Source organism: Aliikangiella litoralis, from assembly GCF_052495765.1.
This window is the reverse complement of record NZ_CP199292.1, coordinates 2,364,970-2,376,997: the sequence shown is the minus strand read 5'-3', so window position 1 is coordinate 2,376,997 and position 12,028 is coordinate 2,364,970. Positions and strand designations below refer to the sequence as shown.

At 36.6% G+C, this 12,028-nt stretch carries 14 protein-coding genes; 3 read left to right on the top strand and 11 right to left on the bottom strand.

Annotation, left to right across the window (positions count from 1 at the left end):
- Positions 1-433 precede the first annotated feature (433 nt).
- Positions 434-1,567, bottom strand: a complete 1,134-nt coding sequence (locus tag ACT5E3_RS09825; RefSeq protein WP_444998130.1) for an ATP-NAD kinase family protein — start codon at positions 1,565-1,567, stop codon at positions 434-436.
- A complete protein-coding gene (locus ACT5E3_RS09820; RefSeq protein ID WP_444998129.1) occupies positions 1,560-2,090 on the bottom strand; it encodes an elongation factor P hydroxylase in 531 nt (176 codons plus the stop codon). The genes ACT5E3_RS09825 and ACT5E3_RS09820 overlap by 8 nt, the downstream gene beginning before the upstream one ends.
- Positions 2,091-2,216: 126 nt before the next feature.
- On the opposite strand from ACT5E3_RS09820, the gene ACT5E3_RS09815 reads away from it, so the two are divergent.
- Positions 2,217-2,471 (top strand): hypothetical protein, encoded by a 255-nt coding sequence (locus ACT5E3_RS09815; RefSeq protein ID WP_444998128.1) that lies wholly within the window; start codon positions 2,217-2,219, stop codon positions 2,469-2,471.
- 12 nt (positions 2,472-2,483) lie between these two features.
- Here ACT5E3_RS09815 and fabR read toward each other — a convergent pair whose 3' ends face one another.
- Entirely contained in the window at positions 2,484-3,086 is a 603-nt protein-coding gene (gene fabR / locus ACT5E3_RS09810) for an HTH-type transcriptional repressor FabR (RefSeq protein ID WP_444998127.1), read from the bottom strand.
- 210 nt (positions 3,087-3,296) lie between these two features.
- Between fabR and ACT5E3_RS09805 the strand changes: the two genes are divergently transcribed.
- Positions 3,297-4,442: an acyl-CoA desaturase gene (locus tag ACT5E3_RS09805; RefSeq protein ID WP_444998126.1), complete on the top strand. Its 1,146-nt coding sequence runs from the start codon at positions 3,297-3,299 to the stop codon at positions 4,440-4,442.
- A gap of 27 nt (positions 4,443-4,469) precedes the next feature.
- Here ACT5E3_RS09805 and prmB read toward each other — a convergent pair whose 3' ends face one another.
- The 4 genes from prmB to ACT5E3_RS09785 are packed head-to-tail and all read right to left on the bottom strand — an operon-like array spanning position 4,470 to position 7,640.
- Complete coding sequence (gene prmB / locus ACT5E3_RS09800) at positions 4,470-5,396, bottom strand: 50S ribosomal protein L3 N(5)-glutamine methyltransferase (RefSeq protein WP_444998125.1); 927 nt, start codon at positions 5,394-5,396, stop codon at positions 4,470-4,472.
- A gap of 3 nt (positions 5,397-5,399) precedes the next feature.
- On the bottom strand, positions 5,400-6,146 hold the full coding sequence (locus ACT5E3_RS09795; protein WP_444998124.1) for a lysophospholipid acyltransferase family protein: 747 nt from the start codon (positions 6,144-6,146) through the stop codon (positions 5,400-5,402).
- Positions 6,147-6,159: 13 nt separating this feature from the next.
- Positions 6,160-6,627: a SixA phosphatase family protein gene (locus tag ACT5E3_RS09790; RefSeq protein WP_444998123.1), complete on the bottom strand. Its 468-nt coding sequence runs from the start codon at positions 6,625-6,627 to the stop codon at positions 6,160-6,162.
- A gap of 2 nt (positions 6,628-6,629) precedes the next feature.
- Complete coding sequence (locus ACT5E3_RS09785; RefSeq protein WP_444998122.1) at positions 6,630-7,640, bottom strand: adenosine kinase; 1,011 nt, start codon at positions 7,638-7,640, stop codon at positions 6,630-6,632.
- A 128-nt stretch (positions 7,641-7,768) separates the two neighbouring features.
- Between ACT5E3_RS09785 and ACT5E3_RS09780 the strand changes: the two genes are divergently transcribed.
- Positions 7,769-8,620 (top strand): 6-carboxytetrahydropterin synthase, encoded by an 852-nt coding sequence (locus ACT5E3_RS09780; protein ID WP_444998121.1) that lies wholly within the window; start codon positions 7,769-7,771, stop codon positions 8,618-8,620.
- Between the two features lie 82 nt (positions 8,621-8,702).
- Here the strand turns inward: ACT5E3_RS09780 and ACT5E3_RS09775 are convergent, their stop codons facing one another.
- From ACT5E3_RS09775 to ACT5E3_RS09760, 4 genes are read right to left on the bottom strand one after another with little or no spacing between them, the layout of a single operon-like run.
- The gene (locus tag ACT5E3_RS09775) at positions 8,703-9,245 is read right to left on the bottom strand and encodes a hypothetical protein (protein ID WP_444998120.1); all 543 of its coding nucleotides are present in this window, start codon (positions 9,243-9,245) and stop codon (positions 8,703-8,705) included.
- Positions 9,242-10,069, bottom strand: a complete 828-nt coding sequence (rluB, locus tag ACT5E3_RS09770) for a 23S rRNA pseudouridine(2605) synthase RluB (protein ID WP_444998119.1) — start codon at positions 10,067-10,069, stop codon at positions 9,242-9,244. Before rluB ends, ACT5E3_RS09775 begins: the two co-directional genes overlap by 4 nt.
- 19 nt (positions 10,070-10,088) lie before the next feature.
- Positions 10,089-11,114 carry an SMC-Scp complex subunit ScpB gene (gene scpB, locus ACT5E3_RS09765; RefSeq protein ID WP_444998118.1) on the bottom strand — a complete coding sequence of 342 codons (1,026 nt, stop codon included), beginning with the start codon at positions 11,112-11,114 and terminating at the stop codon, positions 10,089-10,091.
- A gap of 27 nt (positions 11,115-11,141) precedes the next feature.
- Positions 11,142-12,002, bottom strand: a complete 861-nt coding sequence (locus ACT5E3_RS09760; protein WP_444998117.1) for a segregation and condensation protein A — start codon at positions 12,000-12,002, stop codon at positions 11,142-11,144.
- Positions 12,003-12,028 lie beyond the last annotated feature (26 nt).

Here is a 12,028-nt window from a genome sequence, read left to right as displayed (position 1 = left end):
AACATCCTTACAGTTCCTTTGGTCGGGTATTCCCTATTCCCTACTCCATTGATCGATCCTTACATGACAATCCTTGTTATTCCTTTATCTACTCTAGAATCAGCCCTTGACTCATATCCTTTACCAACTCCCTGTTGGTTGCTTATCCATTTGCAGTAGTTCCTTGTCCTTTCCCGTGTTCCTTTTTCCTAAGGACAAGTTGAATTCTAGATGTTTTCTGAGTTCACACAAGCTTAAATTTCGGCAAAAACACTAATAAATTTAAGGTTTTTTTAAGTTTTTAATGTATAATTTCTTTAGATATCAAGCCTCTAGAAAAATTGGTATATTAATAGAGGATATACTCTCATGAGTTTTTAGGTAATATCTCACGACCTTGTGAGATATTTCTTACAAAGGTAAGGGACTTTTTCTTACAAATTTTTTACGGTGTTTATAAAATCGGCTCAATAGAAAAGCCAACAGGATAAATAACGAAGTCTCGATAGCCTGTTATCACCCTTTTACTCCCTCTGAGTGAATGATCAAGTTCAATATCACCTGTATCAGTTAATAGTGGCCTCCCCTCTAGTTCCTGTAGTTTAGATTTGGTTGCAATGACTTCAAAATTATTCCAGCCAGCTAATTTGATAACTTTAGGGCTCAATTGATGGTTTCCTCTTCCCAGAATATGACCTTGCCCACCAATCACAGTGATTATAAATTTTAACTTTTTACCCTCATTTAAAAGAGCTAATAAGTCAGCTTCAACCGCGTCACTTTTATATAATGACTCTTGAAAAACGATATCAGAACCAAGCAAAGTATTATCTAAACCAAGCTGTTGCATTACTGCAGCACAAGTCGTACCAGAACCAATAACATAGTAGGTATCATCATCCATAGACTCGATAATTTCTGCCGCTATATCATCTAAAACCAACTCTTCAACTTCATGGCCTCCACTTTTTACCGCCTGCACATACTGCAAGGCCCCTGGAACATTCAAATAACCATATTTTTTAGCTTTTACTACACCTTCTCGAAATGCCCCTTCATCAATATCCATGACATCAGCCGATAACAGACTCAATAGCTTTCCGTTTATCATATCTTTTACTAACAATCCGGCAGCTTCAGGAGACACAGCATATACACCAGAATGAATCTTTACCCCCGCCGGTATTCCTAAGACCATTTGTTCATAGTCACAAGTTTCAAATATATTTCTAGCGGTGCCATCTCCACCAGCAAATAAAATCAAGTTAACCCCCAGTGATTGCATAGCTTGAACCGACTCTTTTGTATCTTCTTCAGTTGATGGCACTTTTGCCTGAAAAACAACTTGATAATTTAGCCCCATTGCTTGGCATAAATTTTCTCCCATATCACCTGAAACAGTAAAAACCTCAAATTTATCTTTTAAATCAACAAGTTGAGACAATGCATTGTGGGTTTTTACAGGCGATAATTTAGGGGCTCCCATTGCAAGCGCTTTTTGTCGAATAGCCTCTCCATCACTTCCTTTTAATCCAACACGTCCACCAATACCTGCAAAAGGGTTAATAATTAAGCCTAATTTAAACATGTAAAAATTCCACTGGTTGATTATTTCTAAATACTTGATTTAAACGATTAAATAATAAAGCAGCCCTAGAAGGCAAACTTTGTTCTGATAAATAAGTGACTAGCTGAGTTCTTACTGATAGCTTAAAATTTTCAGATGCATCGATAGCTTGAGACAGATTATCTGCTGAAAAATAAAAATGATGGTTACAAGCAAGAGAAAAAGCCCACTCTAATGCTTGTGGTTTTACTTCGACTTGCTCAAATGTTGCTTGCTCCTCTACAGATCGCCCCTCAGGCTTATACCAGTAACCAAAATCATCTTTTAAACGCCTTTCTTTACCAGCAATACACCAGTGCGCTATTTCGTGTAATGCACTTGAAAAATAATCATTACGTGAATAAATAACCGCTGGCGAATTATTTACCGCCGCACGATAAAATGGTTCATCATGACCGGGTTGTAATTTAGTATATTCAGACACTTCAAACAGCTCGTTAAAAACCTCAACAAGCTTAGCCAATTTTTCTTTTTCAGATTGCATATTTTCAGAGAATCAATAAACCAATGTTAATTTTAATGCCGAAAGGCGAAGTATTCACTATAATTATAAAATAACAACCACTTTTTATTAATTGACAGTAAGCCTAAGAGGAATACAGACTCATCGATGAGTGAACAAATTTTAAAAGTAGAATCTGATCCTAGAGATCATAATTGTATCCAAATCACCCTAAGACATTTACCTGGTCGATTTAAATTTTGGCAACCACGTAAACCCAAGGTTGTCGTTTATAAAGGGCATGGTAATAACTGGTATCATATTCCAACATTTAAACCTGCACCATCCCGATTAATTCCATTACTCAAAGCAATTTCTTACGGTCCACAATTTAAACATTTAAGATATCATATCAGCCAATAAACTTTATTCTCACTATTTTAAATGGTGAGTTTTTGCTCCCGCTGCAATATAGCGTAATTGCATAACGGCTCGCTCAGCAATCAATTTTCTCTGACTGGGTTTTGAGTCTAACGATTCGGCACCAGCATTAAAAACAACCGCAACCATCGCTTCAGCTTGGGCAAATGCCGCCTCTTTTTCAAAACCCCGCGCCATCATATAATCAGATAATTCAACAATGAAATACTGTATTTCTCTTGCCACGGCCTTTCTTAGAGCATAAGCCGTGCCAGAACGCTCATGAAATAACAACCTGAATATATTTGGATTTTGTTCAGTAAACTCCATAAAGGTTGTTACTGAAGTTACAATGACACTTCCCCCTTCTTCAAAACGTTTACGCGCTTTACGCATTAGCTGACGCAGTGCTAAGCCGCATTCATCAACCAAGGTAAGTCCCAGCTCTTCCATATCTTTAAAGTGTCGATAAAATGAGGTCGGGGCAATTTCAGCTTCTCTAGCAACCTCTCTTAAACTAAGACTAGCAAAACTTTTATCTGCACTAAGTTGACCTAGTGCAGCCTCTATTATCGATCTTCTGGTTCTTTCTTTTTGTTTTGAACGACTGTTTGACATTTAATCACTTGTGTTTTTTTAAAAGTTGCCGATAAATAAAAAACGAGTATTGGATAGGCAGTTTACACTAAAACGACATCAATTAATAAAACTTACCGCTCTCTGTAATCATCGATTGCGCTCAAAGCAACAGATGACTATAATCAGCATAGTTGAGCGAACACTTGTACGCTTAAATATTTTAACACTTATACAAGAAGGCTAACTCAAATGGCAATAGAAAAAATGGGCTCTCAGGTAACTAAACCCAAATTAATCTGGCTTAATATTCTCGTATTTTCGTTAACTTTCATCATTGCTATAGTCGGCGTTCCGATTTATGCCTATTTTTTTGAGTTTGAAACCAGTACCACTATCTGTTTTATTATAGCTACCGCTTTTTGTGGTATGTCTATCACCGCAGGCTACCATCGTCTTTGGTCACATAAAACTTACCAAACAAATGCCGCTATTCGATTTATATTTGCTATTGGTGGTGCTTTTGCGGTGCAAAATAGCATTTTACACTGGAGTTCAGATCATAGAGTGCATCACAAACATGTAGATGACAATGATATAGATCCCTACTCTGCTAAAAAAGGCTTTTGGTATTCTCACATTGGCTGGATGCTACGAGAGTATCAAGCTCATCGTTATACCGATTACTCCAATGTAAGAGATTTACAAAAAGATCCAATTGTTATGTGGCAACACAAAAATTATTTACTGTTAGTACTACTAACTAACTTTGGTTTTCCACTCCTAGTCGGCTTACTTAATGGTAACTTGTTAGGCAGCCTACTTTTAGTTGGTTTTATGCGATTAGTAATCAGCCATCATGTGACTTTTTTCATTAATTCTTTAGCTCATATGTGGGGGAATCAACCTTATAGTAATAAAAATACAGCTAAAGATAATGCTATTGTTGCCTTATTAACTTACGGTGAAGGCTACCATAATTTTCATCATGCTTTTCAATATGATTATCGTAACGCAATAAAATGGTGGCAATTTGATCCAACTAAATGGCTTATTAAAAGCTTAAGCATAATGGGTTTAGCCCATAACTTAAAAAAAGCTTCTGAAGAAAAAATTGCAAAGTCAATTATTACTCAACAGCTCACTTCAACAAAAAATAAATTACAAGCCTTAGCTATGCCAGATAAAGAAGAAATAATTGCTCGGCTACACAGGGAATACGATGAACTAATTAACAAAATGGCCGTATTTTACCAACTCAAAAAGCACAAGCTGGAGTTGACTAAAGAACAATTAGCCGCAGAGAAAAAGCAAATACTCAAACAGTATTTACAAATAAAACAAGAGTGGTTTAGGCAACGAGCATATTGGTTATCTTTAGTTAACCAATATGCATAGAGAAAAGTTAACTATTTCAAATTTAACTTAAGTATTTGCCAATACTTTTACCTGCTCTTTAGTAAGAACAAATACGCCATAGCCCCCGCGTTCAAACTCTAGCCAGGTAAACTCAGTTGTTGGAAAAGCAGCTTCTAATGCGGCGGCACTATTACCAACTTCCACAACGAGTATACCCTGTTCACTCAAATAGTCGTCGGCTTGCTGTAATAATAAGCGAGTTAAATCTAAACCATCATCTCCAGAAACAAGACCTAACTCAGGCTCAGCTAAAAACTCTGTGGGTATTTCTGCAAAATCTTCCTGATCAACATAAGGAGGGTTTGATACTATAATATCGTATTGTTTCTTGGGTATTGCATCGAATAGATCAGAATGGTAAAAAGCAACATTATCTTGCTGAAGTCGGCTACGATTTAGTTCTGCAACTTCAATACAGTCAGCAGAAATATCGCCCGCATCAACAATCGCATTTTGAAAATACTGCGCGCATGCAATTGCTATGCACCCACTTCCAGTACAAAGATCAAGAATATTATGAACATTATCAGGGTTAATCCAGGGACTGAACCCCTTTTCAATTAGCTCTCCAATTGGAGAGCGAGGTATGAGCACTCTCTCATCAACATAATACTCACTCCCACAAAAAAAGGCTTTATTGGTTAAATAAGGAACAGGCGTTTTATCATTAATTCTTTGCCCTATTCGTTTCATAAGTAGTTTTTTTTCACTCGTTGTTAAACGAGATAGTAAAATAGAGTCTGGTGTATCTTCAGGTAAGCTCAAACTCTGCAAAACTAAGTTAACCGCTTCATCCCAAGGGTTATCTGTACCATGTCCATAAAAGAGGTGGGAGCTTTCAAACTGTGAATAGGCCCAACGAATGACATCTTGAATAGAACTTAACTCAGTAATAGCCTCAGCTAATATTTCCTCATCGATCCGTTCAGACATATGTTAAACCTCCTGTGATTGGTTTAAAGCAACAAGCATCGTATTTCTTACTTTCTCAACGAGCTCTCGGCGTGTATCGACAGAATATTCTGCGGCATCTATTGGCGCACAAACTTCAACTTCAACTTCTTGACCTAAATATAATGTTAAATCAGTGCCAGCCTGAACTTTATGGATATCTTTAATAACCAATGGAACAATCAGTGCTTTAGTATCTAAAGCAACGTGGAACCCTCCACGTTTAAATGAAGCTAACAAACCATTTTTTGATCGTGTTCCTTCTGGAGCCACCCATAAAATAATACCATCTAGCATTTTATCTTTAGCACGTTTTAAATCTTTTATTGACTGCTCTCTATTTTCTCGATCAATCGATAAAAACTCACCAAGTCTTAAAGCACTTGAAAAAACAGGTATTTTAAATAATTCTTTTTTAGCTAACATACGTAAGCTGGTTTGAAGCGCAACAATACTCACAGGAATATCATATAAACTACTGTGATTACACATTACAATAATGGGCCGACTTTCCTTATCTGGCATGTTATCTTGGCCGACTACTGTCACTTTGACTCGTATTAAATCGAGTAGCTTTTTCGCCCAATTCAACATAGTCTGATCAACTAAGGGACGAATATTTTTTACGAAAATAGAACCGACAATTATTTTACTACAACTATAAAAAGTCACTAGACCTGTTACTGCAGCAATCCAATAAAATCTCAGTTTACTCGCCTTTTTACCACTCATTATAAGACCTTATTCACGAACCTTTTGGCAAATAGACTTTGTCAACCAAAGCATTGTTTTTTATATCGAAATTCAGCTTAACCACTTGCGCGGTATGAAATCCATAGATATTACATTTTGGAGAAAGATACTGACATAATCTAGCAACAATAGGCATATGACTAATAATCATTAAATGCTCAAAATTTCCCTGTAACAAAAACTCTCCCAGTAATTGATGATCAGCGAAATGAACCAGTAGCTCTTCACTTTCAAAAGGCGTTTCTAATTTTAATATTTCATGTACAATCTGCGCAGTCTCTTGAGTTCGTCTAAACGGACTTACTAACATATTGGTTGGTAAAAAATCTTCAGATGCTTGTATCTGTAAAGCAATATCAGTTGCTTGCTTTTTTCCAACATGAGACAAAGCACGAGAAAAGTCAGAATCAAACTCACTTTCAGCCAGCCCATGACGCATAACCCAGAGACTTTTTAGCATAATCAACCTTTACTTAAATCAGCAGCAAATGCTTTAACTTTATCCACACCGCTATTCGTTAATCTAGGACCAAATTGGGTAACTAATTGAGCCGACGCAAAACTTGCTAATTGTCCCGCTTTTTCCAAACTATAACCATTACTTATTGCATATAGGAAGCTACCAGCAAATAAATCTCCAGCACCATTAGTATCAACAGCTTTAACTTGATTACCAGCAACCCGAATAATGCTCTCGCCATTAGCAATTAATGCACCTTCAGCTCCCAGAGTAACAATCAATGTTTTAGCTATTTTTGATAGCTTTTGTGTCGCCTCTTCAAGGTTATTGGTATCAGAATACATCGTCGCTTCATCTAAATTGCAAAAGAGGATATCAACTCCCTCTCCAATAATTGCGTCTAATCCTTCTCGGCAAAACTTAACCATATTAGGATCGGAAAGAGAAAATGCTGTTTTAACTTGGTTTTCATCTGCAAACTTTCTTGCTTTTACAGCCGCACCAAGTGCAGTAGGAGAACTTGACAAATAACCTTCAATATACAGATATTCAGAATTAAGTAATGCTTCTTGATTAATTTGTGAGTAATCGATATTACCTGTGATGCCTAAAAAGGTATTCATTGTGCGATCGGCATCATCGGTAATCATCACCAAGCATTTACCAGTATCTCCAGTTTCAAGACTCTCTTCAGTTAAATTAGTGCTCACACCGTGACTGATTAAATCATCTCGATAAAAATGGCCAGTCTCATCATCGGCGACTTTACAGGAGTAAAAACATTTAGCGCCTAAAGATTGAGCGCCAATAATGGTGTTAGCCGCTGAGCCCCCGCATGCTCGCGAATGGTGTTTACCTTGAAAAGCTTCAAGAAGCGCCTGCTGACGATCAGCCTCAATCAGTGTCATTACACCTTTTTCAATATTTAAAGAAGCTAGCTCTTCTGTTGTAGTTTCTATTTCGAAATCAACTAAAGCGTTTCCCATGCCGTACACTTGATATTGCTTTTTCATTCCTATTACCTGTCATTAATTAATGTCATTAAGCTGATAAAACCAGCAGAATAGTAAAGATGGCGCATTTTAACAGATTAATATGGTAAAATTACAACCAACCTAGTTATTATTACTAAAATAGATAAATGCAAGCATTATTCGTTGATAATCTTACAGTCATTGACTTCGCTTACTTTCACTTAGATAGAGGGATTGTAGGAGAAAGTTTAATCCTAGACGTTGAACTATTTGGTGAATTGAACGATGAAGGAATGCTATTTGACTTTTCATTTGTCAAAAAACGTATTAAATCTTGTGTTGATAACCTTGTTGACCATAAATTTTTAGTTGCTCGTCAACACCCGCAAATTAACTTAATCAATACCCCACAACAACTCACATTAGAACTCAAGACAAATAATGGTGATCGATATACTCACATTAGTCCTCACCAGGCAGTTCACTTAGTAGATGCTAAATCAGTAACCCCAAAAAATATTATTGCTTCAATTAAAAATGAAATTCTGAAAATTTTACCTGAAAATGTGACTCAAATTGAATTAGCTCTACGCCCAGAAAATATCTCTTCAGAGTACTATCACTATAGTCATGGCTTAAAAAAACATTTTGGAGATTGCCAAAGAATTGCTCATGGTCACCGTTCTAAAATTGAGGTTTGGAAGAACAGCAAACTGTCGTCTAAGTGGTCATCTCATATTGCTTCAATCTGGAAAGATATTTACCTGGCAACAGAAGAAGATATCATTGAAGAAAAAGAGATTGATGGAAAGATTTATTTAGTATTTCAATATCATGCGAATCAAGGCTTATTTGAATTAACAATTCCTAAGTCTCGCTGCTTTTTGTTAACGACAGACACCACTGTAGAGCTAATCGCCAGTTACTTAGCCGAATATATAAAAGAAAAAGAACCGGATTCAGAAATAAAAATTAAAGCATATGAAGGTGTTGATAAAGGAGCCATTGTAGCTGTTTGAACAGTAAAGGCCCGCATACTAAACCACAACTTTAACCTTTGCTTAAATGCTCAACCAGTCAAATTAAGCAAAATAAAATAAATTATGATTTACTTTTAATTTTTTCCAAGTCTTCCGCATTGAGGAGTCGATTAATACAAGCTCGAAAAGGCTCTTCTGTACTATCAAAAAAGAAGTTATAAATACTTGTTTCATACTGCTTACCAATTTCCAAACGACCGTGTATAGTCGGATCATTTCCATCTTGTAGTAGTTTAAACATTTCAGTAGATTGTTCTTTATTAAATAAAAACGCAGGTCCCCAATATTGCATTTCGCCTTGAGTATAGCGCTTTCTAAATTCAGGGATAAAGCTTTGATCACCGATTTCAACTTTTTGGACACTGCCTACTTCCAGGTCGATATGAGTAGGCTCTCCAATAAAAATTTCAATTTCTGGGTCAGAATCTAAATACTGTAATGTAGAAGTAATATAAAAGTAACCAACATACTTTCTACCAAAAAAGCCACCTGCAAAAGGAAAAGCTAATACACAGTAATCTTCTGTCTTATCATAATGATAATCAGGAAAATCTCCACATGAAGTTAATAGTATTATGCAAAGTATTAAACTTAATCGTTTCATTTTCTATGTACTTTTCTAGCTTTAAGTATTTTTGATTTATGTTTTTTTCGGTTGTTTGCTACCATTTTTTTTGTCGGTTGTGATTTTTTTAAGCCTGTCATATCCTCAAATTGTTGTAAATCATTTGAATCTAATTCTGCCCAACGCCCTCTTTTTATCGAACGTGGTAATTCAAAATGTCCGTATTGTATTCGATGCAGACGGGAAACCTGAATATCAAAAGCCTCCCACATACGTCTAACTTCTCTATTCTTTCCTTCACGTAAAGTCACGTTGTACCAATGGTTACTACCTTCACCACCTACATCATCAATAGACTCAAACTTAGCGACTCCATCTTCTAACTCAACACCTCGAACTAGCTGTTGCAAAATATCTTCAGTGACTTCGCCACGTACACGAACCGCATATTTTCTCAAAATTTGATGCGATGGATGCATCAATCGGTTAGCTAATTCTCCATCATTAGTAAAAAAAATCAATCCACTCGTATTGATATCGAGTCGGCCAACATTAAGCCATCGTCCATTTTTAATACTTGGTAAAGTATCAAAAACAGTCGGTCTACCTTCAGGATCTTTGCGTGAACAAATTTCTCCTTCAGGCTTATGATAAGCCAGCATCCGCCTTTGAAAAGCCTCTTTTGCGGTAACCTGAACTAATTTTCCGTCGACTCGAATTTTATCTTTTATTCCAGCTCTATCGCCCAGCTCGGCAATACTTCCATTAACACTGACACGGCCATTTTTAATCCAAACTTCGGCCTCTCTACGAGAAGCTAAACCAGCATGAGCAATTATTTTTTGTAACTTTTCGTCAACCATAAATTAGCCGCATTTTATATTATTCAGAAATTGTTTTGACATCTAAGCCATCTTCAACTGTTGGCAATTCATCCTTAATTTTATTTAATCCAGCCTCTTCTAGTTCAGATTCTTCTAGTTCAGATTCTTCTAGTTCAGATTCTTTTAGTTCAGACTCTTCTAGTTCAGACTCTTCTAGTTCAGACTCTTCTAGTTCAGATTCTTCTAGTTCAGATTTTTCTAGTTCAGATTCTTCTAGTTCAGATTCTTTTAGTTCAGACTCTTCTAGTTCAGACTCTTCTAGTTCAGACTCTTCTAGTTCAGACTCTTCTAGTTCAGACTCTTCTAGTTCAGATTCTTCTAGTTCAGATTTTTCTAGTTCAGATTTTTTTAGTTCAGATTTTTCTAGTTCAGATTTTTTTAGTTCTGACTCAGTAATATTTTGTTCTGCCTCTCTGGCTTCAGCGCTATCTTCATTAGTGCTAGGTAGTTCGTGTTCTGGTTCTGTTAGTTCTAACTCAGGGCTCAATTCATCTAAGTCTCTAATTTCGGCAAGTGTTGGCAACTCTTCTAAACTTTTCATATTAAAATAATCAAGGAACTGTTTAGTGGTTGCATATAATGACGGGCGACCTGGTACATCTCGATGACCAACCACTCTAATCCACTCTCGCTCCAGCATTGTTTTAATAATATGACTACTTACACTAACCCCACGCACCTCTTCTATTTCTGCACGAGTTACTGGCTGGCGGTAAGCAATTAAGGCTAGAGTTTCTAGATAAGCACGAGAGTATTTAGCAGGTTTTTCTTCCCACAGCCGACTAATCCATGACGAATAGTCTTGTCGAGCTTGGTAACGATAACCACTGGCAATTTCTTTTAACTCAATGCCCCGACCTTCACAATCTTTTTGTAACAACTCTAATGCATCTTTTACCCTACTAGCAGAAGGCATTTCTTCATCATCAAACAACTTCATCATTTGTTCAACTGACATAGGTTTACCAACCGACATTAAAGCCGACTCAATAATATTTTTTAGTTTGTTATCATCAATACTCATTAACTAATACTTTATATAAAAATTAAACTACTGAATTTTTGCTCTTACGTGGATCGGCGCAAACGGTTCACTCTGAACCAATTCGATCATAGCCTCTTTTGTAAGCTCCATGACAGCAAGAAAAGTTACAACAATTCCCATTCGACCTTCTTCATAATCAAATAATGAAGCAAAGTCGGTAAAACCATCAGCCGATAAAATCGCTAACACATTGCCCATTTTTTCACGGATGGAAAGTGTCTCTTTCTGAATATGGTGGTGGGTAAACATTTCAGCTCTGACTAACACATCTTTTAAAGCCATTAACAAATCTTGCATTTCAACCGTTGGTAATGGTTTATCAATATGAAGTTCTGGGGTTTCAATATCTACCTGGTGAACATCCCTTTCAATACGTGGTAGCTCATCAATATTTAGTGCCGCTTTTTTAAAGCGTTCATATTCTTGTAAACGCCTTATTAAATCAGCTCTAGGATCGGTTTCATCTTCTTCTACAGGTGGTCTAGGTAATAACACACGACTCTTAATTTCAGCTAACATGGCTGCCATTACCAAGTATTCTGCCGCTAACTCTAAATTAACCGACTTCATAATCTCAACGTATTCCATATATTGCTCTGTTATATGAGCGATAGGAATATTCAAAATATCAACATTCTGCCGTTTAATTAAATAGAGTAGTAAATCAAGAGGTCCCTCAAACGCCTCCAAAAATACCTCAAGCGCATCAGGTGGAATATACAAATCTTTTGGTACATCGGCGATAGGTTCTCCACCAACTACCGCAAAGTGCATTTCTTCCTGCGTTTGAGTTTCAGCAGACAATAACGTTTGGGGTTCAACGTTTTCGTCTGCCAACTCTTTTGGTGTCGCTTCAATATCATTCATCAATGCTTTTTCTTCTCTCTATAACA

Excerpts from the sequence above, each read along its gene's own strand:
- ACT5E3_RS09805 (WP_444998126.1), top strand. The coding sequence starts at position 3,297 with ATGGCAATAGAAAAAATGGGCTCTCAGGTAACTAAACCCAAATTAATC.
- ACT5E3_RS09820 (WP_444998129.1), bottom strand. The coding sequence starts at position 2,090 with ATGCAATCTGAAAAAGAAAAATTGGCTAAGCTTGTTGAGGTTTTTAAC.
- ACT5E3_RS09785 (WP_444998122.1), bottom strand. The coding sequence starts at position 7,640 with ATGAAAAAGCAATATCAAGTGTACGGCATGGGAAACGCTTTAGTTGAT.
- ACT5E3_RS09795 (WP_444998124.1), bottom strand. The coding sequence starts at position 6,146 with ATGAGTGGTAAAAAGGCGAGTAAACTGAGATTTTATTGGATTGCTGCA.
- prmB (WP_444998125.1), bottom strand. The coding sequence starts at position 5,396 with ATGTCTGAACGGATCGATGAGGAAATATTAGCTGAGGCTATTACTGAG.
- ACT5E3_RS09775 (WP_444998120.1), bottom strand. The coding sequence starts at position 9,245 with ATGAAACGATTAAGTTTAATACTTTGCATAATACTATTAACTTCATGT.
- scpB (WP_444998118.1), bottom strand. The coding sequence starts at position 11,114 with ATGAGTATTGATGATAACAAACTAAAAAATATTATTGAGTCGGCTTTA.
- fabR (WP_444998127.1), bottom strand. The coding sequence starts at position 3,086 with ATGTCAAACAGTCGTTCAAAACAAAAAGAAAGAACCAGAAGATCGATA.
- rluB (WP_444998119.1), bottom strand. The coding sequence starts at position 10,069 with ATGGTTGACGAAAAGTTACAAAAAATAATTGCTCATGCTGGTTTAGCT.
- ACT5E3_RS09760 (WP_444998117.1), bottom strand. The coding sequence starts at position 12,002 with ATGAATGATATTGAAGCGACACCAAAAGAGTTGGCAGACGAAAACGTT.
- ACT5E3_RS09815 (WP_444998128.1), top strand. The coding sequence starts at position 2,217 with ATGAGTGAACAAATTTTAAAAGTAGAATCTGATCCTAGAGATCATAAT.
- ACT5E3_RS09790 (WP_444998123.1), bottom strand. The coding sequence starts at position 6,627 with ATGCTAAAAAGTCTCTGGGTTATGCGTCATGGGCTGGCTGAAAGTGAG.
- ACT5E3_RS09780 (WP_444998121.1), top strand. The coding sequence starts at position 7,769 with ATGCAAGCATTATTCGTTGATAATCTTACAGTCATTGACTTCGCTTAC.
- ACT5E3_RS09825 (WP_444998130.1), bottom strand. The coding sequence starts at position 1,567 with ATGTTTAAATTAGGCTTAATTATTAACCCTTTTGCAGGTATTGGTGGA.